The sequence below is a fragment of the Aristaeella hokkaidonensis genome, from assembly GCF_018128945.1.
Lineage (GTDB): Bacteria > Bacillota > Clostridia > Christensenellales > Aristaeellaceae > Aristaeella > Aristaeella hokkaidonensis.
Window position 1 is genome coordinate 270,952 of the sequence record NZ_CP068393.1, and the last position, 24,190, is coordinate 295,141.

19 protein-coding genes and 1 riboswitch are annotated in these 24,190 nt (G+C 56.5%); of the genes, 15 read left to right on the top strand and 4 right to left on the bottom strand.

Translation table 11 applies throughout. The features are described from left to right. The first annotated feature begins 7 nt into the window (after positions 1 to 7). The 15 genes from JYE49_RS01240 to JYE49_RS01310 all read left to right on the top strand — a co-directional run bounded on the left by JYE49_RS01240 (position 8) and on the right by JYE49_RS01310 (position 18,061). Positions 8 to 3,439 carry an ammonia-forming cytochrome c nitrite reductase subunit c552 gene (locus JYE49_RS01240; protein WP_093956562.1) on the top strand — a complete coding sequence of 1,144 codons (3,432 nt, stop codon included), beginning with the start codon at positions 8 to 10 and terminating at the stop codon, positions 3,437 to 3,439. Between the two features lie 76 nt (positions 3,440 to 3,515). After that, positions 3,516 to 4,808: a cytochrome c biogenesis ResB family protein gene (locus JYE49_RS01245; protein ID WP_093956561.1), complete on the top strand. Its 1,293-nt coding sequence runs from the start codon at positions 3,516 to 3,518 to the stop codon at positions 4,806 to 4,808. Then, a complete protein-coding gene (ccsB, locus tag JYE49_RS01250; RefSeq protein WP_093956560.1) occupies positions 4,805 to 5,623 on the top strand; it encodes a c-type cytochrome biogenesis protein CcsB in 819 nt (272 codons plus the stop codon). The genes JYE49_RS01245 and ccsB overlap by 4 nt, the downstream gene beginning before the upstream one ends. Positions 5,624 to 5,638: 15 nt before the next feature. Further along, entirely contained in the window at positions 5,639 to 6,712 is a 1,074-nt protein-coding gene (locus JYE49_RS01255; RefSeq protein ID WP_093956559.1) for an SGNH/GDSL hydrolase family protein, read from the top strand. A 147-nt stretch (positions 6,713 to 6,859) separates the two neighbouring features. Continuing rightward, positions 6,860 to 7,063, top strand: coding sequence for a 4Fe-4S dicluster domain-containing protein (locus JYE49_RS01260; protein WP_093956558.1), 204 nt, complete (start codon positions 6,860 to 6,862; stop codon positions 7,061 to 7,063). 16 nt (positions 7,064 to 7,079) lie between these two features. After that, positions 7,080 to 8,156 carry a 3-methyl-2-oxobutanoate dehydrogenase subunit VorB gene (locus tag JYE49_RS01265; protein ID WP_093956557.1) on the top strand — a complete coding sequence of 359 codons (1,077 nt, stop codon included), beginning with the start codon at positions 7,080 to 7,082 and terminating at the stop codon, positions 8,154 to 8,156. 2 nt (positions 8,157 to 8,158) lie between these two features. After that, positions 8,159 to 8,896, top strand: coding sequence for a thiamine pyrophosphate-dependent enzyme (locus JYE49_RS01270; protein ID WP_093956556.1), 738 nt, complete (start codon positions 8,159 to 8,161; stop codon positions 8,894 to 8,896). A gap of 3 nt (positions 8,897 to 8,899) precedes the next feature. Then, complete coding sequence (locus tag JYE49_RS01275) at positions 8,900 to 9,436, top strand: 2-oxoacid:ferredoxin oxidoreductase subunit gamma family protein (RefSeq protein WP_093956555.1); 537 nt, start codon at positions 8,900 to 8,902, stop codon at positions 9,434 to 9,436. A gap of 178 nt (positions 9,437 to 9,614) precedes the next feature. Then, the gene (locus tag JYE49_RS01280; RefSeq protein WP_093956554.1) at positions 9,615 to 10,655 is read left to right on the top strand and encodes a leucine-rich repeat domain-containing protein; all 1,041 of its coding nucleotides are present in this window, start codon (positions 9,615 to 9,617) and stop codon (positions 10,653 to 10,655) included. Positions 10,656 to 10,854: 199 nt separating this feature from the next. After that, complete coding sequence (gene gpmI / locus JYE49_RS01285) at positions 10,855 to 12,435, top strand: 2,3-bisphosphoglycerate-independent phosphoglycerate mutase (protein ID WP_093956553.1); 1,581 nt, start codon at positions 10,855 to 10,857, stop codon at positions 12,433 to 12,435. A 70-nt stretch (positions 12,436 to 12,505) separates the two neighbouring features. After that, positions 12,506 to 13,498 (top strand): carbohydrate kinase family protein, encoded by a 993-nt coding sequence (locus JYE49_RS01290; RefSeq protein WP_143754466.1) that lies wholly within the window; start codon positions 12,506 to 12,508, stop codon positions 13,496 to 13,498. A 15-nt stretch (positions 13,499 to 13,513) separates the two neighbouring features. After that, positions 13,514 to 14,431, top strand: a complete 918-nt coding sequence (locus JYE49_RS01295; RefSeq protein ID WP_093956551.1) for a pseudouridine-5'-phosphate glycosidase — start codon at positions 13,514 to 13,516, stop codon at positions 14,429 to 14,431. Between the two features lie 42 nt (positions 14,432 to 14,473). Then, on the top strand, positions 14,474 to 15,262 hold the full coding sequence (locus tag JYE49_RS01300; protein WP_093956550.1) for an alpha/beta hydrolase: 789 nt from the start codon (positions 14,474 to 14,476) through the stop codon (positions 15,260 to 15,262). Between the two features lie 50 nt (positions 15,263 to 15,312). Beyond that, positions 15,313 to 15,434: riboswitch (FMN riboswitch) on the top strand. Positions 15,435 to 15,543: 109 nt separating this feature from the next. Further along, positions 15,544 to 16,137 carry an ECF transporter S component gene (locus tag JYE49_RS01305; protein ID WP_093956549.1) on the top strand — a complete coding sequence of 198 codons (594 nt, stop codon included), beginning with the start codon at positions 15,544 to 15,546 and terminating at the stop codon, positions 16,135 to 16,137. 145 nt (positions 16,138 to 16,282) lie between these two features. Then, the gene (locus JYE49_RS01310; protein WP_179217255.1) at positions 16,283 to 18,061 is read left to right on the top strand and encodes an Rqc2 family fibronectin-binding protein; all 1,779 of its coding nucleotides are present in this window, start codon (positions 16,283 to 16,285) and stop codon (positions 18,059 to 18,061) included. Positions 18,062 to 18,385: 324 nt separating this feature from the next. On the opposite strand, the gene JYE49_RS01315 is transcribed toward JYE49_RS01310, so the two are convergent. The 4 genes from JYE49_RS01315 to JYE49_RS01330 form a co-directional block, all read right to left on the bottom strand. Then, positions 18,386 to 19,636 (bottom strand): endo-1,4-beta-xylanase, encoded by a 1,251-nt coding sequence (locus tag JYE49_RS01315; RefSeq protein ID WP_093956547.1) that lies wholly within the window; start codon positions 19,634 to 19,636, stop codon positions 18,386 to 18,388. Between the two features lie 69 nt (positions 19,637 to 19,705). Beyond that, the gene (locus JYE49_RS01320; protein ID WP_093956546.1) at positions 19,706 to 21,352 is read right to left on the bottom strand and encodes a nucleoside kinase; all 1,647 of its coding nucleotides are present in this window, start codon (positions 21,350 to 21,352) and stop codon (positions 19,706 to 19,708) included. 96 nt (positions 21,353 to 21,448) lie between these two features. After that, positions 21,449 to 22,450 (bottom strand): 3'-5' exonuclease, encoded by a 1,002-nt coding sequence (locus tag JYE49_RS01325; protein ID WP_093956545.1) that lies wholly within the window; start codon positions 22,448 to 22,450, stop codon positions 21,449 to 21,451. A 266-nt stretch (positions 22,451 to 22,716) separates the two neighbouring features. Further along, positions 22,717 to 24,024 (bottom strand): BaiN/RdsA family NAD(P)/FAD-dependent oxidoreductase, encoded by a 1,308-nt coding sequence (locus tag JYE49_RS01330; protein WP_093956544.1) that lies wholly within the window; start codon positions 24,022 to 24,024, stop codon positions 22,717 to 22,719. Between the last annotated feature and the right edge of the window lie 166 nt (positions 24,025 to 24,190).

Here is a 24,190-nt window from a genome sequence, read left to right on the forward strand (position 1 = left end):
GAAGAAAATGGACTATTTTGCTAAGAAACAATGGATCCGGATCGCAATCTGCGCGGTGCTGGTGGCGGCGATCGTCCTGGCGATGACCGGTGTGTTCAGCGGAACCGAATCCCTGAAGTATGACCCGTCCGCCAAGAAACTGGCTGCCGGTGAGTCTGAAGCGGAAGCAGCCATGAAGGGCTTTGGCGGCGACGTTACGGCGCATCTTGTCCTGGAGGGCAACACGGTCAAGGAACTGACCATCGATACGCCGAACGAGACCGAAGGCCTGGGCAAGCGCGCGTCTGACGCGGAATTCACTGACCAGTTCATCGGCAAGGACGGTCCCTTCACCTTCGGTGAAAACGGCGTTGAAGCCCTGTCCGGTGCTACCGTGACTTCCACGGCTGCCCTGAAGGCGATCAACAAGGCCATCACCGGTGAGGAAGCGGCCGAAGAACCCGCCGCGGAAGAACCGGCCAAGGAACCTGAAGCGGCTGCGGCGGATGAGAATGCCATCACCGCAACGGAGCAGGGCTTCGGCGGCGACGTGACAGTACACGTCACCCTGGACGGCGACAAGATCCAGACACTGACCATTGATACGCCCAATGAAACCGCCGGCCTGGGCCAGCGGGCTTCCGAAGCGGCGTTCACCGATCAGTTCGTTGGCAAGAGCGGCCCCTTCACCTACGGCGAAGACGGAATCGAAGCGCTGACCGGTGCGACGATCACCTCCGAAGCTGCGCTGAAGGCGATCAACAGCGTTGTGCCGGCGGCTGAACAGAAGGAAGAAGCTGCACCGGCAGAAGAATCTGCAGAAGCGATCGGAACTGCTGCAACAGATGCTGCCGCTGTGACCGCATTGGAGCAGGGCTTCGGCGGCGACGTGACAGTGCACGTCACCCTGGACGGAGACAAGATCCAGGCACTGACCATCGATACACCCAATGAAACCGCCGGGCTGGGCCAGCGGGCTTCCGAAGCGGCCTTTACCGATCAGTTTATCGGCAAGAGCGGCCCCTTCACCTACGGCGAAGACGGAATCGAAGCGCTGACCGGCGCGACGATCACCTCCAATGCCGCCCTGAAGGCGATCAACAGTGTGGTGCCCGCGGCTGAACAGAAGGAAGAAGCCGCCGCGACGGAAGAACCGGCTGCGGAAGCAACGGCTGAACCTGTTGCTGAAGCGACAGCGGAACCTGCACCGGAAGCAACCGAAGCACCCGCGGAAAAGGCTGAGACAAAGCAGGAAGCTGCTTCTGACGGACAGGCTTACGCTGTTTACCGTGCAACGAAGGAGAATGCCTTCAGCAAGGTAACGGTTACCGCTTCCGCCAAGAACGGCGCCCTGACAGACGTGAAGATCACTTCCGAAGGCGAAGAGGGCAAGGACCTGCTGACGGATGAAATCCGCAGCGAGTGGGCCAAGGCCATCCTAGAAAGCGGCAGTGCGGCGCCGGATGCCATCACAGGCGCGACCCTGAAATTCTCCGCCGGTTCCGTGCAGGAAGCCATGGAAGAAATCCTGGCCCGGATGAACGGGGAAACTGCTGTGGCTCCTGCTGAAGAGCCTGCGGCTGAAGAACCCAAGGCTGAGGAACCTGCCGCAGAAGAAGCCGTTTCCGAAACAAAGGAAGAGCCTGCTGCAGCCGCCCCTGAAAAGGTGGTACCGCTTTATGCTGCCTACCGTGCGGAAGCTGAGAACAACTTCAGTAAGGTAACAGTCATTGCTTCAGCGAAGAACGGACAGCTGACGGCTGTAAAAATCCTCTCCGAGGGAGAAGGAAACAACGACCTGCTGACGGATACCATCCGAGAGGAGTGGGCCAAGGCGATCCTGGAGAGCGGCAGCGCGGCTCCGGATGCCATCACCGGCGCAACCCTGCAGTTCTCTGCCGGTTCCGTGCAGAAAGCCATGGAGGAGATCCTGGCAAAGATGGCGGGCGGCGGGACAGCTGCGGATAAACCTGCGGCAGAGACGCCTGCGGAAGAACCCAAGGAAGAGAATAATACATCCGCGATAAGCGGCAGCGATATGCTGTCGCTTATCGCTGTTTCTATGGGTAAAGAACAGGAAAACAGTTATGTGACAGATTATCTGGAACAGGATCCGTATCTGGTGAACATTTATGAAGGATATGGGTTTGCAAAGGATTATGGCAGCGCACGCGGACATTCCTACACCCTGACGGATGTGGCAAAGACACAGCGGCCGCATCCAAAGGCCAACTGCCTGACCTGCAAGACGCCGGATATGCACAAGATGATTGAGGAACTGGGCGTCGGCGTTTATTCCATGGCTTTTGACGAGGTCATGGCTCAGATGACACAGCCGATCTCCTGTTATACCTGTCATGGAGCGGATGACGGCAACGGCGGCAAGATGGTTGTCACCCACCAGTATGTGAACGAGGCGCTGGGCGCGAACATCAGTGAAATCAAGGCGGCATCGCTGTCCTGCGGACAGTGCCATATTGAATACTATTTCACGCCGGAAGACAGCGAAACCATGATGCCGTACCACAGCAAGGCGGAAATGACGCCTGAGGCGATCCTGGCCTATTATGACGCAATGGGCTTCTTCGACTGGGAACAGCCGGGAACCGGAACAAAGATGCTCAAGGCGCAGCATCCGGAACTGGAAACCTGGGCGTATGGCAAACATGCCGCCATGCTCAGCTGCGCCGACTGCCATATGCCGACAGTCACAATGGAGAACGGCATGCAGTATCACGATCATCACCTGGTGAGCCCGCTGCAGAACGAAGTTCTGCTGGAAAAATGCGCTTCCTGTCATGGGAACGCTGATAACACCATTGCCCTGGTGCAGGATATTCAGGCGAAAGTTACAGCGCGTGAGACAGAAGTGGGCAACCTGCTGTCCGGTCTGAAGGATAAACTGACGGAGACGGTTTCCGCCGGACAGATGGGCGAAGAAGATCTGAATGCGGTTCGGAAACTGCATCGTGAAGCGCAGTGGTTCTTTGATTTCTGCTATGTGGAAAACTCAGAGGGTGCACATAACTCCGCACTGGCCTACCGCTGTCTGGACACTGCTGAAACGAAGATCGGCGAAGCTATGAATCTGATTGCTTCTGCGGGAATGACAGACGTAAGCGCACAGATGCCTTCCGAGGAAGCACCTGCAGAAGAAGAGGCGGCTCCGAAAACGCCTCCGATGTATGCAGGCTATCGTGTGGAAAAGGAAAACGCGTTCAGTAAGATTACTGTTATCGCATCCGCCAGGAACGGGATGCTGACCAGCATGAAGATCCTTTCGGAAGGTGAAGAGGGAAAAGATCTGCTGACGGATGAAATCAAAGAGGAATGGGCGAAGGCTGTTCTGGAGAGCCAAAGCGCGGCACCGGATGCCATTACCGGCGCAACGCTTGCATTTTCTGCAGCTTCTGTACAGGAAGCGGTAACAGAAATACTGGACAAGGCGTCCGGCAGATAAAAAGAACCGGCTGAATCATTACGGAGACCGCGGACGTAATGCATCCGCGGTCTCCCTTGTATAAGGAAAAGAGATCATGAAAAAGATCGGAAAATTCCTTTCTTCCATGCCATTTGCGATTACGCTGCTGGTGCTGCTGGCCGCGGCCTGCGCGTTCAGTTCCACTGTTTCACAGGGACAAGCATATGAATACTACGCAGCGCAGTATGGAGAGAGAACTGCCGGACTGATCCTGGCACTGCATCTGGACGACGCGTTTCACAGCTGGTGGTTTATCGGATTGAGCGTGTTTTTGTGCCTGAATCTGCTCTGCTGCAACCTGATCCGGCTGCCCGGACTGCTGAAACGGGTTCGCACCTTTGCAAAACCGGACGGCACCACTGCATCAAATGCCACGGCTGAAGCGGAAGGCACAGGGGATCCGCGTCGCCTGTTTGCGGCATTGCATATGCCGTCGGTTCGTGAAAGTGAGAACGGTCAGCTTTATGCGACCGGGAACCGGGCCGGATTCTGGGGTGCATGGGTTTGCCATCTGGGCATTCTTTTGCTGATCCTTGGGTTTGCACTGGGACAGATTACCATGAAACAATATACAGTCTATGCCCTGCCCGGACAAACAAAAGGGATGGACGATTCCGGATTGCAGGTGACGGTGGATGATCTTCAGATCCTGCGCGCGGAGAGCGGCGCAGTGCAGCAGTACACAGCTGAGCTGACTGTATTGGATCCTGTGAATCATACGGAGGAAAAAGGAACAACCGGTGTAAATGCGCCGGCGAATCTATACGGTTATAAATTCTTCCAGAATTCTGTGGGCTGGGGCGCTGACGTACGGGTGCTGAAAAACGGACAGGAACTGCAGAAGGAGGGACTTTGCGTCGGCGAGTTCTTCGCAATCTCAGACAAGCCGGAGCTGGTGATCTATTTTCCAGCATTTTATCCTGATTATTCAGGAGAACCGAAACAGAGTGATCCGTCTTTGCCGGTGAAGGATCCGGCGTACCTGTACCAGGTCTATTACCAGGGTCAGATTCTCGGCATGAATGTACTGAAAGCCGGGGAAGAACTGACAATTGACGAGTATACGGTGCTGTTTGAAAATCCAAGGAACTATACGCTGCTGGCAGTTAAACGCGATGTTTTTACCTGGCTGGTGCTGCTGGGGGGCCTGGTTACACTGGCCGGCCTGGTGATGGCTTTCTGGCTGCAGCCGAGGGCTGTCTGCGCGGTGAAAGAAGGGGAAAACTGGCATGTGTTTGGCCGATGTCAAAAGGGAGGAGTCCTTTTCCGGGAGGAATTCCTGAAGGCGGCCGCGGAGACCGGATTTACCCCTTGCAAATCCTCAGATATTGAAGGAGATGATGCATGATGCTTCAGGCGGAAAACACGCTGTTCACAATTGTTGTGATTGGTTATTTTATCCTTACGGCCCTGAACTTCGCTTTTGTGATCCTGAAGAAGGACGCGCTGGCCAAAGTTGCATTCGGGATTCAGACGGGGATTTTCCTGCTGCATACTGCTGCGCTTGTGCTGCGGGGAATCGGCGCGGGGCACTGGCCGATGACGAACCAGTATGAGTTTGCCACCAGCTTTGCCTGGGCGCTTTGCCTGGTCAGCCTGGTTTTTATCCGGAAGTATCGCTTTCCGGTGCTGGGGGCTTTTTCTTCGCCGCTGATCCTGCTGATGATTGGCTATGCAGCCATGCAAAGCAGGGAAGTGAAGGAACTGATGCCTTCACTGCGTTCCAGCTGGCTGGCTTTTCATGTTTCCACGGCGATCATCGCATATGGATCTTTCGGGGTTGCCTTTGTCCTTTCCCTGATCTTCCTCTTCCGGGGAAGAATCAAGGGAGAAGGGTTCTGGGGACAGCACATTCCGCAGCCGGAAAAGCTGGATATGATCAGCTACCGGAGCGTATGCCTGGGAATGCTGTTTCTGACACTTACGATTCTGACCGGAGCAATCTGGGCTGAACAGGCCTGGGGCAGTTACTGGTCCTGGGATCCGAAGGAAACCTGGTCACTGGTGACCTGGATTATTTACGCGATTTACCTTCACCTGCGGATACGCAGAGGCTGGAGAGGGAAGGCCGCAGCCTGGTTTGCCGTGATCGGCTTTATCTGTGTGATATTTACCTATATCGGTGTGAATACGTTCCTGCCGGGTATTCATAGTTATGCATAATAAGGAGGAAAACCTGTGAGTTTCCAGACTATTGAGATCACGGCGGAGATGCCGGAGATCCGCCTGATGGGGCGGATGGACAAAACACACAAGCCGCTGGCACTGGACTGGACCGGGAGCGGGATAGAATTCCGCTTCCGCGGAACGGACGCCTGGGCAAAGCTGGAGGCGCCGGTTGCGTCCCCGATCATGTGGATGATTGTGCTGGCGGACGGGCAGCCGATTACCCGCTTCCCGGTGGAACCGGGGATCCGGATGTATCCGCTGCTGCTGGGCCTGGAGGCGGAACAGGAACGGACGGTTACCCTGATGAAAGAAACCCAGTGCATGCCGGATCAGCCGGCGGCAACCGTGCTGCTTCACAGCCTGCGTATCGACGGGGAGTTGCTGGAACTGCCGGCGAAGAAACACAGGATCGAGTTCATCGGCGACAGCCTGACCAGCGGCGAAGGCGCGCTGGCGGCCCGGGACAACATGGAATGGGTGACACCCTGGTTTACAGCCCGGGGGAACTACTCCTGGTATGCCTGCGAAGCCCTGAACGCGGAGCGGAGCATCCTGTCCCAGAGCGGCTGGGGCGTATGCTGGGATTACCAGCATACGGAAAAGAACAACATGACCGACGCCTATGAATATACCGCCGGCGTGCTGCAGGGACCGGAAGCGGAAGCAAGGGGATGCCGGAAAGCCTGGGATTTCAGTTCCTGGCAGCCTGATATTGTCTGTATCCGCCTGCTGACCAACGACAACAACGGTATGAACGAACGGCAGTCCTTTGAGGCGGACAGGGAAACGGCGATCCAGGGTGCTGTGAACCTGATCCGGAAGGTGAGGAAATATAACCCGGAAGCTCAAATTGTCTGGATCCTGCCCGGAACCGAATGTCACCCGGAACTGGCAGCAGAGGCTGTCCGCCGGGTGCAGGCGGAAGGTATGAAGGAAGTGTATTCCTTTGTGATGCCGGATTACGGCGAGGAAGAAACAGGCGCAAGATGGCACCCCAACGCGGAGTATAACCGGAAAGTCGGGACAATGCTGGGAGAATTCCTGAAAGAAATTCAGAATTACGAATTCAGAATTCAGAATTAATAGTTCCGGACAAAACATCCGTGTGATGACGGATGTTTTTGTCTGAGCAACAGTTTTTTCTGTTCGGTATTTTTCCTGTACCTTCGTTGACTCACAGGGAAGGGAAACCTATAATAGGCTTAATCATTTTCTAAGGAGGCGGAAGTCATGGCCAAGCTGACCATCGACCGTGAGACCTGCAAGGGCTGCGGCCTCTGTGCCGATGTCTGTCCCAAGCATCTGCTTGCGCTGAGCAAGGAGATCAACACCAAAGGATATCATCCCATCGGAATTACGGATCAGGAAGCCTGCATCGGCTGCGCGTTCTGCGCACGCATGTGCCCCGACGCCGTAATCAAAGTGGAGAAATAAAGGAGGAAGCGAATCCATGGGTGAAAAAATGCTCATGAAGGGAAATGAAGCCATCGCCGAAGCCGCGATCCAGGCAGGATGCCGCTTCTTCTTCGGCTATCCCATTACCCCTCAGAACCAGATCCCGGAATACATGTCCAAGCGGCTGCCAAAGATTGAAGGCGGCTGTTTCCTGCAGGCGGAGAGTGAAGTGGCCGCCATCAATATGGTCTACGGCGCGGCCGGCGCCGGAGCGAGGGTTATGACCTCTTCCTCCAGCCCGGGAATCTCCCTGAAGCAGGAAGGCATCAGCTATATTGTAGGCGCGGAACTGCCCTGCGTTATCGTAAACATGGTGCGCGGCGGCCCCGGACTGGGTTCCATCCAGCCCGCCCAGAGCGACTACTATCAGTCCACCCGCGGCGGCGGACACGGCGACTACCGGATGCTGGTGCTGGCTCCCTCTTCCGTCCAGGAAGCGGTGGAACTGACGCAGGAAGCATTTGACCTGGCGGATAAGTACCGCAATCCCGTGCTGATCATGGGCGACGGCCTCATCGGCCAGATGATGGAGCCCGTGGAGATGCCGGAACGCAAGGAAAAGACGGACCTGCCCGAAAAGACCTGGGCGGCGACCGGCTGGACGCCGGACTGCGGCCGGGAACGGGCGATCATCAACTCCCTGTACATTGATCCCGCCGTGCTGGAAAAGCATGTAAACAAGCTGTACGCCAAGTACGCTGTTATGGAACAGACTGAATGCCGCTGGCAGGAAGAAATGACCGATGACGCGGATTACGTCATCGTCGCCTACGGCACCACCGCCCGTATTGCCCGCAGCGCTATGCGCAAGCTGCGCGACGAAGGCATCAAGGCCGGCCTGATCCGTCCCATCACCCTGTGGCCCTTCCCGGCGGCCCCGATTGCCAAGGCTGCTGAGCATGCCAAGGCCTTCCTGACCGTGGAAATGAGCATGGGTCAGATGGTGGACGACGTGAAGCTGGCGGTGGACGGTAAAAAGCCCGTGCACTTCTTCGGCCGCACCGGCGGTATTGTGCCGACGGTCCGGGAGATCATCACCCAGGTTGAAAATCTTGCCAAGGAGGGGAAATAAGCATGGCTGTTGTGTATGAAAAAACAAAGCTGCTGACCGACAAGCCGCTGCATTATTGCCCCGGCTGCACCCACGGTATCATCCATCGCCTGGTGGCGGAAGCCATTGACGAACTGGGTATCCAGGGAAAGACCATCGGTATTGCACCGGTTGGCTGCGCCGTGTTTGCCTATGACTATTTCAACTGTGACATGATGGAAGCCGCTCACGGCCGCGCTCCGGCTGTGGCCACCGGCTGCAAGCGGGTCAACCCGAACAACATCGTGTTTACCTATCAGGGAGACGGCGACCTTGCCTCCATCGGCGCGGCGGAAATCACCCACGCTGCGACCCGCGGCGAGAATATCACCGTAATCTTCGTCAACAATGCCATTTATGGCATGACCGGCGGCCAGATGGCGCCCACCACCCTGCCGGGCCAGGTGACCACCACCTCTCCCTACGGCCGGGATCCCAAGCTGTGCGGCTATCCCATCCGGGTCAGCGAAATGCTGGCAACCCTGGACGGCCCCGCCTACATCTCCCGCGTATCCGTGCATGACGTGAAGCACATCATGGAAGCCAAGAAGTCCATCAAAAAGGCATTCGAAATGCAGATTGCCGGCAAGGGCTTCTCCCTGGTGGAAGTGCTGTCTGCCTGCCCCACCAACTGGGGAATGACGCCCCAGGAGGCGCTGAAATGGGTGGAAGCCAACATGATTCCCCAGTACCCGCTGGGTGTGAAAAAGGAGGTTGAGTGATTCATGGAAGCTCAATTTCTGATTGCAGGTTTCGGCGGACAGGGCGTGCTGCTGATCGGCCAGCTGCTGGCCAAGGCTGCCATGCACGAGGGGATGAACGTTTCCTGGATGCCTTCCTACGGCCCGGAAATGCGCGGCGGCGAAGCCAACTGCGCCGTGGTAATCTCCGATGAACCCATCGGTTCTCCGCTGGTGACGGAAATCCCGATCGCCGTGATTATGAACAAGCCCAGCATGATCAAGTTCACTCCTGCCATGGAGAAGGGCGGCATCATGCTGTACAACTCCTCCCTGATCGATATCACCCCCGACCGGGATGATATCACCGCGATTCCCGTGGATTGCAACGGCATTGCGGAACAGCTGGGCAACAGCCGGACCGCCAACATGGTCATGCTTGGCGCGATCCTGGAGAAGACCGGCGTAGTCAGCATCGACTCCGCCATGGAAGCACTGAAGGCCACCTTCGGCCCGAAAAAGGAGCACCTGCTGCCCATCAACCGGCAGGCCATGGAAAAGGGCGCCGAAGCCGTTAAATAACCCTTGTAATGAAAGCAGCCCGCAGCAATATGCAGCGGGCTGCTTTGCGTTTCTGCCCGCATTGACAACGGGTGGGAAGTATGAGAAAATTTCTTTTTGTCCGGGAACTTCGCAATCCGTAAACAGCAAGGTTCTGCCGGCTCCGAAGAAGAAAACTGTCAGAGGGGAAGAAAACAGTATGCATATGATCAAGCGCTTTATCCTGTGCACGGTTCTTGCGGCACTGTGCCTGATTTCAACGCAGTGTTTTGCCGAAACAAAGTCCTTTTCTTCAGTGAAATCCGCGATTGAATATGTTACCGCCAACCAGCCGACTGAGCTGACGCTGGAAAAGAATAAGTTCAAGCCCACGGACCTGCTGAAAATCAAGAACGCGATGCCGGAAAACTCCGTTTTCCATTTCACGACAGCCTGGGGAAAAGTCACATTCTCCGATGACGTGGAGGATCTTGACCTGAAGCCCAAGGACGCAGGGGTGACCATTGATGAGCTGCGGGCGATCGTCCAGCTCTGCCCCAACCTGAAAAGCGTCGATAACTCCAATAAGACGAATCCGTCCAACAAGGATATGATTCCGCTGATCGAGGAGTATCCGGATATCCATTTTGACTGGAAAATCAACCTGGGCAAGGGACATTATGTCTCCTCCAAAGCTACCGTTTATTCAACAATGAACCGGATCGGTTCCGGGAAAGAACTGAATTCCAGCAACCTGGAACTGCTGAAATACTGCCCCAGCCTGAAGGCGCTCGATATCGGACACAATAACGTGACCGCCCTGGACTTCCTGCAGTATGTACCTGACCTGGAACTGCTGATTATTGCGGACAACGAGGTGACCGATATTACGCCCATCGGACAGCTGAAGCACCTGAAATACGCGGAACTGTTCAAGAATTCCTTCAGCGATTTGTCCGCGCTGGCCAACTGCACGGAACTGCTGGACCTGAACATCACCTGGTGTCCTGTGACCGATCTTTCCCCGCTGGATGACATCCAGACGCTGGAACGCTTCTGGGCGAATATGATGCGCAAACTGCCTGAGGAGCAGATCGGCCGCTTCCGGGAGAAACATCCCAATACCGAGTCGTATTTTTATCCTTCTCACGCCGCGACGGTGGACGGATGGCGGGATCATCCCCGCTACAAGCATTATATCTGGTGTTTTAAGAACCATCAGTGGATCCCGTTTGATGAACCGCTGCCGACCAAGAAATAAAGGCGGTTTACTGCCTGATCCGGATAATGCAGGAACGCTTTGGAAATGGACTTCCGTCCATGGTACAAAACGTATATTGGCCATGCTTCAACATTGACTTTTTGGCCGGTTTCCTGTATCGTTTATAGGGTTAGACTATTCCCGCTCCGGCTTGTCCGGAAAGGGATTCCTAATATCTGTTACAGGAGGAAATTCCGATATGAAAAAGCCCGTTGTACTGGTTGTTATGGACGGTGTGGGTGAATCTTCCGAAGCGCTGGGAAACATGGTCATGCAGGCCACGACTCCTACCCTGGACGCGCTGAAAGCCAATGATCCTTTCCGGACCATCAAGGCCCACGGCACCGCCGTTGGTCTTCCCTCAGACGACGACATGGGCAACAGCGAAGTCGGCCACAACGCACTGGGCTGCGGCCAGGTCTACTCCCAGGGTGCCAAACTGGTCAACGAATCCATTGAAGGCGGCAGCATCTATGCTTCCGATACCTGGAAAGAGCTGGTTGCCGGCGTCAAGACTTCCGGCGGCGCACTGCACTTCATCGGCCTGCTGAGTGACGGCAACGTGCACAGCAACATCGGCCACCTGCTGGCCATGCTGAAGGAAGCCAAGGCTGAAGGCGTGAGCAAGGCCCGGGTGCATATCCTGCTGGACGGCCGTGACGTTCCCGCCACCTCCGCCCTGGAATATGTGGACCAGCTGGAGAATACCATTGCGGAGCTGAAGGATGCTTCCTTTGACGTATGCATCGCTTCCGGCGGCGGCCGCATGCAGATCACCATGGACCGCTACCAGGCCAACTGGAGCATGGTGGAAAAGGGATGGAACATCCATGTACACGGTGAAGGCCGCGCTTTTGCCTCCGCCAAGGAAGCCATTGAAACCTACCGTGCGGAACAGCCCGGCGTGATCGACCAGGATCTGCCCGGATTTGTGATTGCTGAGAACGGAACGCCCGTCGGCGCCATGAAGGACGGCGACAGCGTGATCCTGTTCAACTTCCGCGGCGACCGTGCCCTGGAACTTTCCATGGCTTTTGACGGCGACGCTTCCTTCGACAAGTTCGACCGGGGCGTGATGCCCAAGGTGCTGTATGCCGGCATGCTGGAGTATGACGGCGACCTGCACATCCCCCACAAGTACCTGGTGAACCCGCCGCAGATCCGCCACACGCTGACCGAGCTGCTGGTGGAGAACGGCATCAACGAATATGCCTGCTCCGAAACCCAGAAATACGGCCATGTGACCTACTTCTGGAACGGCAACCGCAGTGAGAAGTTCAGCGAAGAGCTGGAGACCTGGCAGGAAGTGCCCTCCGACGTGCGCTCCTTTGATGAGTGCCCCTGGATGAAGGGCACCGAGATCACCGACCTGGTGATCGAAGCCATCGAGAGCGGCAAGTACGGCTTTATCCGCTGCAACTTCCCCAACGGCGACATGGTCGGCCACACCGGCAACCTGTATGCCACGGAAATCGCGGTGGAGACCGTTGATCTCTGCCTGACCCGGATCCAGAAAGCCTGCGATGAGCACGGCTGCATCCTGGTGGTGACTGCCGACCACGGCAACAGCGACCAGATGCTGGAGAAGAACAAGAAAGGCGTTGTTTCCGTCCGTACGGCCCACAGCCTGCGGCCCGTCCCCTTCATCATCCATGACGCGGATGAACGGCACGAGATGGACATGGAGAGCCCCTTCGGTCTGGCGAACGTTGCTCCCACGGTGGTAGAGCTTCTGGGACTGAAGCCTTACGACTGCTGGGAAAAGTCCATGCTGAAATAAAAACACGGACAGCCGGGCCGATTGCCCGGCTGTCATTCTGTCAGAAAAGAAATGATTGGGAGTGAATCCGGTGAACCTGTATACATCCCCTGTGCCTCGCAGGGAAGGACCGGTATTTGACCGCCAGGCCCGGCTGCGGACCGAAGCTCCGGTATTTGTAATCGGCGCGGTTAACATGGACCTGGCCGGGACACCAACGAATCCGCTGCGCGAGGGAGATTCCAATCCCGGGCGGATTACCCTGACTCCCGGCGGCGTGGGCAGGAACATCGCAGAAAACCTGTGCCTGCTGGGAAGAAAGGTTTCCCTGATTACCATCATGGGGGAGGATCCCTATGCGGGAATGATCCGGGAACACTGCCTGAAGGCCGGCATTGACCTGCAGTACAGCTTTACGGAGCCCCGGGAAAACACCTCAGCCTACCTGTGCATCAACGGCCAGGACGGCGACCTGAACGTGGCCGTATCGGACATGTCCATCTGTGACAAGCTGACGCCGGACAAGCTGGAGCCCCTGCTGCCGGTGCTGAACCACGGAAGTATGGTGATCGCTGACGCGAACCTGCCGGAGGAAACGCTGGCGTGGCTCGCGAAACATATTACTGTACCGATGGCGGCGGATCCGGTGTCCGTATCCAAGGCAGCACGCCTGAAACCGCTGCTTTCCCGCCTGACGCTGCTGAAACCCAATGTGCCGGAAGCGGAACTGCTGACGGGCATGATCATCGGCGGAGACGCGGACCTGCCGAAGGCAGCAGACGCGCTGCACCGGCTGGGCGTTCAGCGGGTCTATATTTCCCTGGGAGGTAAAGGCGTATGGGCGGATGACGCCCGGGAGGGCGGTGTGCTGCTGCCCTGTATTCCGGGTCCGGTGGTGAATTCCTCCGGCTGCGGGGACGCCTTTGTGGCGGCAGCGGCTGACGCCTACCTGAGCGGCCTGAATACCATGCAGGCAGCAGACCGGGCGCTGGCGGCATCCGCCATCTGCGCGGAGGATTCCGCGGCAGTCAGCCCGAAATTAAGTAATAAAGCAATTGATCTGAAACTGGGTCTTTCAATGTGAAAAGGAGCATTCGTTATGAATCTGAGCAAATATCTGTCCGTATCCCCTGAAGTGCAGGAAGCACTGGCGGCCAACAAGCCTGTTGTTGCCCTGGAGTCCACGATTATCTCCCACGGTATGCCTTATCCCCAGAACGTGGAGACGGCGCTGAACGTAGAGAAGATCATCCGGGAAAACGGCGCCGTGCCTGCGACTATTGCCATTATCCAGGGGAAAATTACCGTGGGCTGCACCCCGGAACAGATTGAATACCTGGGTAAGAAGGGCTTGGCTGTCACCAAGGCCAGCCGCCGTGACCTGCCGGTGCTGCTGATGCGCGGCGAGGACGGCGCAACCACCGTGACCACCACCATGATCGGCGCTGCCCTGGCGGGCATCCGGGTGTTTGCCACCGGCGGTATCGGCGGCGTGCACCGCGGAGCCGAAACCACCATGGATATTTCCGCTGACCTGGAAGAGCTGGCACAGACTCCTGTGATGGTGATCTGCGCAGGCGCCAAGAGCATCCTGGACCTGGGACTGACCCTGGAATACCTGGAGACACACGGCGTACCGGTGATTGGCTACGGCACTGAAGAGCTGCCCGCCTTCTATACCCGTTCCTCCGGCTTCAAGGTAGACTACCGGCTGGACACCCCCAAGGAAGTGGCGGATGCTTTCAAAGTGAAGCTGGACTGCGGCCTGCAGGGCGGCATGCTGGTGACCAATCCGATTCCGGAAGAATACTCCATGGATCCGGACTACATCAACAAAAACATCGATGAAGCCATTGCTGAATGCGAAAAGCTGGGTATTCACGGGAAACAGACCACGCCTTACCTGCTGGACAAGATCCAGAAGCTGACCGGCGGCGATTCCCTGAAGGCAAACATCCAGCTGGTTTTCAACAACGCAAGGCTGGGTGCGAAGATCGCAAAGGCCCTGTGCGAATAACAGGAGACAACCCGGCAAAAGAACCGAAAGGGGAGAGGTTCCATGGCATTTTTACAGGTTCAGTTTTTCTCCGCAGCACTGAATGTGGCATCCACTGTGAATGTGATCCTGCCTGAGGTCAACCAGGGCATCGGGATGGGATCGTCCAAGGATGAACGGCCGCCGAAGGTGCTGTACCTGCTGCACGGATACAGCGACGACCATTCGATCTGGATGCGGCGGACTTCTGTGGAACGGTATGCTGCGAGCCACAACCTGGCGGTGATTATGCCGGCAGTCAATCACAGCTTCTACTGCAATGAAGTCTACGGGGAAAAGTACTGGGACTATGTGAGCGACGAGCTGCCGAGAACGATGCACCGTTTCTTCCGGCTGAGCAACAAACCGGAGGATACCTATGTGGCCGGCCTGAGTATGGGCGGTTACGGCGCCATGAGGCTTGCCTTGACCTATCCGGAACACTTCGCCGGCGCGGCTTCATTCAGCGGCGCGGTGGACCTGGAGACGATCTTCTACCAGCGGCACCTGGGCACTGAAATCGACCGGGTGTTCGGTAGCCAGAAGCAGATCAAAGGCTCGGAATACGATCTCTTTTACCTGACGGAGAAGAACGCAAAGGCTGCTCATAAGCCCTGGCTGTATGTCAGCTGCGGCACGAAGGACTTCCTCTTTGATCAGCACAAGGCCTTCGTTCCGGCCCTGCGGAAGAACGGCTGGAGTGTGATGAGCCATGAGGAACCGGACGCCGTCCATGAATGGGGATTCTGGGATGAACAGATCAAGGCGTTCATCGAACTGATTTATGCAAGAGAAGATGCAGATAGGGATTGACGAATGAGGCAATAATCCCTATAATGTACCCGTACATTGCGTACCACTTAAAGCTTCTTCGGGGATGGGTGAAATTCCCTACCGGCGGTAAAGCCCGCGAACTGAGCTCCTGCTCAGCCGATCCGGTCCAATTCCGGAGCCGACAGTAAAGTCTGGATGAGAGAAGAACGGAAAAAGAGTCAAATATGCGCCTGCGTGCGCTTTTAAGCTCTCCGCCCCCTTGAAGCAAACCGAGAAGTTGCTTTGAGGGGGCGCGCTCATTTGAAGGAGGGCTTTCAGCCATGGTTAGCACAACAAAGACCCGTTTCTCCGTCGGCGTGATGACCCGCGTTGCCATTCTGGCAGCGGCCGCATCCATCCTGTTCCTGATCCAGATCCCGATCGTTGCCTTCTACAAACTGGATCTGTCCAATATCCCGGTTCTGCTGGGCGCCTTTTCCATGGGCCCTGTTCCGGGCATGATGATCCTGGCGCTCAAGAGCCTGATCGGCCTGTTGTCTTCTTCCAGCGCCGGTATCGGCGAGCTGGCGGACTTTATCATGGGTACCGCCCTGGTGCTTCCCGCTGCGCTGATTTACCAGCAGAATAAAACCCGGAAGAGCGCAATCATCGGTATGGCCATCGGCACACTGTGCATGGTCGTTGCCGGCGTGCTGGCAAACAAGTATATCATGCTGCCTTTCTACATGGGCGCTTTCCACATGGATATGGACGGTATCCTGCGGTTCGCCAATGTGGCGGGCGTTGACAGCGAGTGGAAGCTGCTGCTTATGATCACCGGACCCTTCAACCTGCTGAAGGGCGTGGTGCTGAGCGTCGTGGCCGGCCTGATCTACAAGCCGCTGTCCCCGATCCTTCACGCGAAGGTTCGTTAATCAAGCTTTATCCTTATCCTCATCCTTCAGGACCGGGCAGGGAGAAATCCCTCCCGGCCCTATTTTTTTCATGCTTTTTCCGGACATACATGGTATAATCCGAATAACCCGGTTTACGGGAGCACCAATTCACGGTCGATGCCGGATGGTATATGAGACCGGAGAGGGGAAAGACAAGCATATGCCGATGGACGGACTGACGGTGGGATTTGCCGCCAGGGAACTGAATGAGATCCTCCGGGACGGGCGGATTGACAAGATCACCCAGCCGGAGCGCGATACAGTTGTGCTGGTGATACGTGCGGGAGGCACGAATCACCGGCTTCTTCTGTGCGCCTCGCCGAACAATGCCCGCTGCCATCTGACAATGAACAATTATTCCAATCCGCTGGAGCCGCCGGCGATGTGCATGCTGATGCGCAAGCAGATCTCCGGAGCGCGGATCACGGAAATCCGGCAGGTTGAGGGGGACCGGATCGTCTATGTGGATATGGACGCGGTCAACGAACTGGGGGATCATGTGCTCCGGCGCCTTGTGCTGGAAATCATGGGCCGGCATTCCAATCTGCTCCTGCTGGACGAGAACGACCGGATCCTGGAAGCAACCCGCCATGTGAACCCGGAAATGAGCCGGGTGCGGCAGATCCAGCCCGGGATGACATATCTTCCGCCACCCTCACAGGACAAGCTGAATCCGGAAACACTGACAGAAGAAGCACTGTATGAACGCCTGAGCGCGATGCCGGACGCCCGGCTGAGCCGTGCACTGGCGGATACCATCACAGGCCTCAGCCGCGCATCGGCGGAGGAACTGGCCTGCCGTGTGCTGCAGCCCGGGGAGGAACAGCCGGCAGACCTGAAGAATGCCTGCGAACGCCTGGCAGCGTTCCTGAAAAAACTGCCGTTCATGTCAGACGCCCGGGTGCTGATGAAGGACAACGGAGAGGCGGAAGACGTTTTCCCCTTTGCCTATCTGTCCAGGCCGACGGACCTGCAGCGGTCCTGCAAAACGCTGAGCGAGGCACTGGAGGTTTACTTCGGGACACGGGACGCCAGGGAACGACTGAACCAGAAGAGTGCCACCATGATCCGGATGCTGAAGAGCCAGCTGGAGCGCTGCCAGCGGAAACTGGCAATCCAGATGGAAGAGCTTTCTTCCGCAGAGCGAATGGATGAATACCGCCGGATGGGTGAGGCAATCAACGCCAACCTCTATCAGCTGAAGAAAGGCATGACGGAGGCGGAACTGCCTGACTGGAATGATCCGGAGGGCGGAACCCTGACTGTGCCGCTGGATATCCGGCTGACGCCCAGCCAGAACGCCCAGAAATACTTCAAGAAATACCAGAAAGCCCGTTCCGCCATGGAAATCGCCGCACAGCAGCGGGACAAAACCCTGGAGGAGACGGACTACCTGGAAGGCATGCTGCTGGACGTGGACAAGTGCGTCGGTGAAAGCGAACTGGAGGAAATCCGCCAGGAGCTGGTACGAACCGGCTACATGAAAAAGAATACCAATCGCCGCCAGCAGCGGCAGCTGCCGGGCAGCAAACCCTACCGCTATGTTTCCACGGACGGGATTGAGATCCTGGTGGGCAAGAACGCGGCCCAGAACGACCGGATTACCCTCGGCGCAAAGGGGGAGAACATCTGGCTGCACGCCAAGGATATGCCGGGAAGCCATGTGGTGATCTGCCATGAGGGCGAGGTTCCCCTGACGACGATGAAGCAGGCGGCAATGCTGGCTGCCTGGTACAGCAAAGGACAGCGCAGCTCGCTGGTGCCGGTGGACTATACCCTGCGGAAGTACGTCAAAAAGCCTTCCGGAGCAGCGCCTGGCAAGGTGATCTATACGCACCAGAAAACCGCGTATATGACGCCGGAAGAGGAAGAAGTGAGGAAGATCAGGCTTGTGGAAGCCTGATCTTCCAATGAATAATGAAAACTTTTGCGATCGCTGTTACCAAAGTTCCGATCGGTGAAACCTCCGGAACTTTGACAGCTGTAGCATGGCAGTTGTATTCCGCAATTTCAATGGTCGCAACTCCACACAGTGGAGCTTGCTCCCTTTCAATTGACCTCAGATCCGATGAGATTTCCGCCACTGGCGGTCATCGGCTCTTCGCCCCAAATCAAAGATTTGGACAACTGCTCAATACTTAAAACTGAAAAATAATTTATAGTGTAAAACGTCCCGCTGGATTGTTCCGGCGGGACGTTCAGCATTGTTTTCTATTGTTTGGGGAAATTATAAATCCGATGGAGCTGAGGGAGCGTCGCCTTTCAGGGTGTGGTAGACGGCGTCGAAGCAGGTCTTGATTTTATACCTGGTGGTGAGCAGGCAGCCGTAGGGGCTGTTCAGATTATAGACGTAATTGCCTTTCATGGCTGCGGGCACGTCCACCAGACCCCAGATACAGATGGCGGTCAGGGGACTGCTTTCCGCTGTGTTGGCTTTCATGAAAACATCACTGAACAGCCTGGAATAGAACGCGTCGTGCTCCGCGACCTTGGTCTTGTCGAAGTTGCGAACGGCCATTTCTGTCAGCTGAACATCCATGCCCAGAGCGGCATAGGTTTCGATGGATTCCTTCACATCGGTGATAATGGAGGGCTCCAGACAGCCTTTCTGTTCCCCATAGCCGCCCATATAACCCTGCATGCCGATGCCGTCGATCAGGGAACGGGGATTGCCGTCCTCATCCTTCGCATAGGACTGAATGCTTTTTACCAGCGCGCAGGCCGCTTTGCGCTTCGCAGAAAAGAACAGGTTATAGTCGTTGTAGAACAGTTTGATATCCGCGCCGAGATTATCCACGGCGTTTCGGGCGCAAAGGAAGGCATACTCAACATAGTCGTCCCCGACATATTCCAGGAAACAGTTTTTATCGCCGTTCCGCTTGGTACGCAGACGCCGCAGGTCGGTGACGCTGTATTCGCCGCCGTTGTCGCCGATGGCTTCATTGACGACGTCCCAGCAGTAGATGACGCCGGGGAACTTCTTTTCAAAATGATTGATGACCCGTTCAATATAACAGGCAAGGCGGGCACGCATCGTTTCCTTATCAGCGATAGGCTTGCTCATGTCATAGTCTTCATGGAAAAACCACTGGGTCATATAAGCGTCCCAGACAAGCACATGGCCCCGGATGCGGATGTTGTTTTTCTGGGCCCAGGAGATCATGGCATCCGCCCGGGAGTAGCTCATGCAGGGCATGCCGTCCTTGGCGGATTTAGACGCCCATTCATCCAGCAGGGAATAGGCCTTGGTCTCATTGCAGCAGGTCAGGGAGTTGAAATGGCGGGCCAGGAAATCCATAAATACCTGGTTCCTCATATCATCATAGCTGAAAGCACCGCCGAACTTGAACCCATAAGGTTCAGCCAGTTCCCACATGGGATCATAATCTTCCGAAACAGTTCCGGCTTCCTCAGCGAAGACGGACAGGGGAAGAAGGCAAACCAGGAGGACAAGAAGGAGGGACAGAAAGCGTTTCATGAGAAAGAGTCTCCTTTAGTGATGAGTGATGAGTGAAGAGTGTAGAGTTGATGACAGCTACGGCCGTCATCAGACATCCTCCATGGTGCAGCCGCCGATGAATTCACGCAGCAGGGAAAGCGGCGGAATCTCGTTCAGGACTTCTTCATCCACATCCGGCAGGTAGTTCAGGGCCTTGATCAGCCGGCGGGAGAGCAGGTAGTTCGGGGAATCGGAAGGCACCTCCATGAGCAGCTTGAAGGCATACAGCTTCAGGATCGGCAGCTCATAATGGAGCGCGGTGTTGAACATGCTGTCCGCATTCTCCTGATAGGTGAAGATGTATTTTTCCTCCGCGCGGCGGACCCGGGGCCAGATCTCCAGCGTGGTTTCCGGCGGATAGCCGCGGAACTGGTTGTCCCGGACGATGCGGCGCAGCAGACGGACGTCTGTGGTACGGATCCGGTTGTGGTCGTCCAGGTTCAGGCAGGTCAGGGCGCTGGCGAAGACCCGGTAGATCTCATCCGCGGGGAGCATATCGCATACCAGCGGATTCAGGCCGTGAATGCCTTCCATGATGATGATTTCGCCGGGAGCCAGGGCGGTGGGCGGCGTCAGGTAGTCCTTGACGCCGGAAGCAAAGTCGAAGTTGGGCATGAAGACTTCCTCGCCGTTCAGCAGGCCGGTCAGGGTATCAGAGAGGAGCTTCAGGTCCAGCGCGTCGATGGAGTCATAATCCTTGGTGCCATCAAGCTGCAGGGGCATATCATCCCGGTTGACAAAGAAGTCATCCATGGAGATGCGGCGGCAGGCATGGCCGTACATCTGCAGGTGTACGCCGAGTCGGCCGGAGAAGGTGGTCTTGCCGCTGGAGGAAGGACCGGCGACCAGAACGATGTGTTTGTTCTGCTCGTGGATCTTCCGGGCGATATCGTTGATGGCGGATTCATGCAGCGCTTCATTGACGCGGATGAAATTCCGCAGCTTCTTTTCCTCAATCATCCGGGACAGGTCCGAGACGTTGGTGACCCCCAGAATCTCACACCATTCCGCACTCTGGCTGAAAACTTCCAGGTGCTTCGGACGGTAGACATAGGGCGCCGCGTGCTCAAAGTCGGAACCGGCCGGCAGCTGCAGCACAAAGCCGCCGCGGAGTTCGAACATGGTGAAGACCTTTACGTAACCGGTGGAGACGGTCATGGCACCGTAGAAATACTCCCACATGCCGTCAATGCAGTACATATTGAAATAGGGAGCGGGACGATGCTTTAGCAGGGAAACCTTGTCCTCCTGCTGCTCCTCTTCGAAGTAGCGGATGGCGTCATCCTTCGTCCACCGTTTCTTTTCAAAAACGAGGTCCAGGTCTGTCAGCCGGTGCATTTCATTTTCAATCCGGACGATATCCTGGCGATGCAGCTCCACGCCGGGGAGGCGGACAAACACGCCGTAGCCGACGGAGTACTCAATCCTGACCCGCTGGTAGGGATAGAGGTGACGGAGCGCCAGGAGCATCACAAAACGCAGGGAGCGCTCATAGATCCGGCGTCCTTCCTCATTTTCCAGGGTCAGGGGGATCAGCGTACAGTCCTGGCGGAGCTCGTCATTCAGCTCACAGACCACGCCGCCGGACTGGGCGGCAAGCGTACCCACGGGAAAAGCGTCCAGCGCTTTCAGGCACGCAGCGACTGTAGTGCCTTCCGGGAATTCTTTTTCGTTGTTCATGGAACGGATAATCATATAGTAACCCTCCTATCAACAATTTGTCGGGTTTGTTTACATTATGATCTGTATCATCCTTATTATCGTTGACGGGTTGTATGCTTTTATATCGGATTAATCGAAGGGCATGCTGGACACGTCCGCGTTCAGCAGTTCCTCATCCGGATCGGGCAGGGAGCCGTGCTCCGCCAGGTATTTTTCCAGGCGCTGCTGCATCTGAAGCTGCTTGGTATGCACATAGGCCACATTGGCATGGGTGGCCGGGGCGGTGGCGCGGGTCATGATCTTTTTGCCATCGTCATCAATACGGAAATGCAGGCGGATCAGGATCCGGCCATGGTTTTTACACTTGGCAATGGCAATGTACTTATCAGCGCTCTGTTTAATATATTCGCCATCGAGGGCCAGAACCCTTCCGCAGCGCGGGCAGGTGGGATGAATCGCAGACTCGCTTGCCAATGCTTCCCGGACAGAATCGAAGATTTCGCCGGGAGTCTTTTCACGGACGGAACGCCGACCGTGGATCAGTTCCTTCGGCTGGCGGGCATAATTCAGCACGGCGGAGGGATCGGGCAGGGTACGGAATACCAGCGCCGTATACCAGGCGTCGTTCAGCGCGTTATGGAAAGCCATGTTCTCATCCGGCTCAATATTCATCAGCTCCATGGCGGCTTTCAGGCCGGCACGGTCCTTCAGCTTATGCTCCTGGCTGAAGAGCTGCTGGATGTCGCACAGGGGCGGCAGCGGAATATCCTCGCAGTGGAAGAAATGAATGTTCTGATACAGGACGCTGACGTCGTCAATTCCCCAGGTGAGCAGGGTATAGTCCTCACCGCACCAGGAGGTGAACTGCTCCAGCGCTTCCCGGAACGCAGGCGCTCCGGCCAGGGTTTCCGAATCCAGGCCGGTCATCCGGCGGATGCGGGGATGGATCCGGAGATAGTGGGTCGGCGCGATCGGGATGGAAATGGAGTCAGCGGGGTTCAGGTCGGCGTCCAGTTTCACGGCGCCGATCTGGATCATCTCGAAAATCAGCTTGTCACCGACCTCACGGTAGGTGCGGCTCTGATAGGAGATGGGCTGGTTCCATTCAAGGTCAAGGATGATGTAGGTCATATGGTTTCACAACCCCAAATTAAAAATGAAGAATGCAAGAATTAAATTCAGAATTAAGAATTCAGAATTCAGAATTAATGGATGAAGCCCCTGCCAGGGCGCCTGTAGTCCGCAATCTCAATCGTCGCAGTGAACCTTGCGAGGGCGCTTCGGTTCTCTGCTCGTTTCGATTGACTCGTTCAGGTCGCTTTTGACTGCGTCAAATGATACCGCATCTTCAATAGTCGCAACTCCCCACTGGGGAGATTGCTCCTTTTCAGATGACCTCACCTCTGACGGAATTTCAGCCACTGGCTGCCCTCAGAGGTTCGCCCACAGGCACCGCTTCCTTCGCTCCCCAAGCTGATTGCCTGTCCTGCAGACGCTCCTGCGAGAGCGCCTGTACTCCAGGCAATCTGTAAGTTAAATCCTCCTGTATGGGCGTCGACGTCGATCATTTCGCCGGCGAAGTACAGGTTGGGGATCAGCTTGCTGCGCATGGTGCCAGGCTCGATTTCCTTCACGCTCACGCCGCCGCGGGTGACGATGGCTTCGGCAATGGGCCGGGGAGCCTTTACAGTCAGCGGCAGGGCTTTGAGCGTGGTGAGCAGGGTTTCCCGCTGGGCAGCAGTGATCTGGTTGCAGGGCAAGGCCGGGGAGATTCCGCAGAGCTTGGGGAAGATTTCCGCAAGGCTGGCGGGCAGCAGGCCCGGCAGGGCGCTCTTCAGCTGCTTTTTACCGGCTTCTGAAAAGTCCCGGCGAAGACGGGCATCCAGCTGTTCCCGGGTGAGACCTGGCTTCAGGTCAATGGACAGGCGGGCGCCTTTGGCAGGATCCGGCAGGTGGCAGCTGGCTTCCAGCGCCAGGGGGCCGGAGATCCCGAAGTGGGTGAAAAGCATTTCTCCCAGTTCGGAATAAAGCGTTTTTTTGCCGGAAGTCAGATTCAGCGTGACATTCCGGAGGCTGAGCCCCTGGAGTTCCTTCGGCCAGGTTTCTTCTGTCTCCAGACCGACAAGGACAGGGGAGGCGGGGACTACGGTGTGTCCCAGCGCTTCGGCAAAGCGGAATCCGTCGCCGGTGGAACCGGTGGAGGGATAGCTCAGGCCGCCGCAGGCCAGAATGACCGCATCAGCGGGAAGAAAGGTTTCGTCCGCCAGCACCGCGCCTGAGATCCTGCCGTTTTCCGTTCTGAGACTGCGGACATCGGCATTCAGGCGGATCCGGACATTCAGCTTCCGGAGCAGGTCGGCCAGGGCTTTTGTGACATCACTGGCTTTTTCAGAAGCAGGGAAGACCCGCTTTCCGCGCTGCACGGTGACAGGGCAGCCGTTTTCCTCCATCAGGGATATCATATCCCGGGACGAAAAAAAACTCAGCGCGCTGTAAAGAAACCGCGGATTGCGGGAAACCTGGGACAGGAACTCGTCCAGGTCGCAGTCGTTGGTCAGGTTGCAGCGGCCTTTGCCGGTGATATAGACTTTCTTTCCGAGTTTTTCGTTCTTTTCGAGCAGGGTCACATTTGCCCCTGCTTTGGCGGCAAACACAGCAGCCATCATGCCGGCTGCGCCGCCACCGATGACCAGTATTTCAGCCATGGAAATTCTCCCTCCGAATCAGTACGGCGGAAACGGCGGAAAAGCTTTCCGCAGCTCCTGTGAAAGTATACGGGAAAAGCGGAAAATATGCAAGAAAAGCAGGAAAAAGAGCTTGACTTTAGCTCGATAAAGTGATAATGTACTGATGTGATCCGGAAAACGGATC

Coding starts and splice junctions, on each gene's coding strand:
- JYE49_RS01240 (WP_093956562.1), top strand. CDS start 8: ATGGACTATTTTGCTAAGAAACAATGGATCCGGATCGCAATCTGCGCG.
- JYE49_RS01245 (WP_093956561.1), top strand. CDS start 3,516: ATGAAAAAGATCGGAAAATTCCTTTCTTCCATGCCATTTGCGATTACG.
- ccsB (WP_093956560.1), top strand. CDS start 4,805: ATGATGCTTCAGGCGGAAAACACGCTGTTCACAATTGTTGTGATTGGT.
- JYE49_RS01260 (WP_093956558.1), top strand. CDS start 6,860: ATGGCCAAGCTGACCATCGACCGTGAGACCTGCAAGGGCTGCGGCCTC.
- JYE49_RS01265 (WP_093956557.1), top strand. CDS start 7,080: ATGGGTGAAAAAATGCTCATGAAGGGAAATGAAGCCATCGCCGAAGCC.
- JYE49_RS01270 (WP_093956556.1), top strand. CDS start 8,159: ATGGCTGTTGTGTATGAAAAAACAAAGCTGCTGACCGACAAGCCGCTG.
- JYE49_RS01275 (WP_093956555.1), top strand. CDS start 8,900: ATGGAAGCTCAATTTCTGATTGCAGGTTTCGGCGGACAGGGCGTGCTG.
- JYE49_RS01280 (WP_093956554.1), top strand. CDS start 9,615: ATGCATATGATCAAGCGCTTTATCCTGTGCACGGTTCTTGCGGCACTG.
- gpmI (WP_093956553.1), top strand. CDS start 10,855: ATGAAAAAGCCCGTTGTACTGGTTGTTATGGACGGTGTGGGTGAATCT.
- JYE49_RS01295 (WP_093956551.1), top strand. CDS start 13,514: ATGAATCTGAGCAAATATCTGTCCGTATCCCCTGAAGTGCAGGAAGCA.
- JYE49_RS01300 (WP_093956550.1), top strand. CDS start 14,474: ATGGCATTTTTACAGGTTCAGTTTTTCTCCGCAGCACTGAATGTGGCA.
- JYE49_RS01305 (WP_093956549.1), top strand. CDS start 15,544: ATGGTTAGCACAACAAAGACCCGTTTCTCCGTCGGCGTGATGACCCGC.
- JYE49_RS01310 (WP_179217255.1), top strand. CDS start 16,283: ATGGTATATGAGACCGGAGAGGGGAAAGACAAGCATATGCCGATGGAC.
- JYE49_RS01315 (WP_093956547.1), bottom strand. CDS start 19,636: ATGAAACGCTTTCTGTCCCTCCTTCTTGTCCTCCTGGTTTGCCTTCTT.
- JYE49_RS01320 (WP_093956546.1), bottom strand. CDS start 21,352: ATGATTATCCGTTCCATGAACAACGAAAAAGAATTCCCGGAAGGCACT.
- JYE49_RS01325 (WP_093956545.1), bottom strand. CDS start 22,450: ATGACCTACATCATCCTTGACCTTGAATGGAACCAGCCCATCTCCTAT.
- JYE49_RS01330 (WP_093956544.1), bottom strand. CDS start 24,024: ATGGCTGAAATACTGGTCATCGGTGGCGGCGCAGCCGGCATGATGGCT.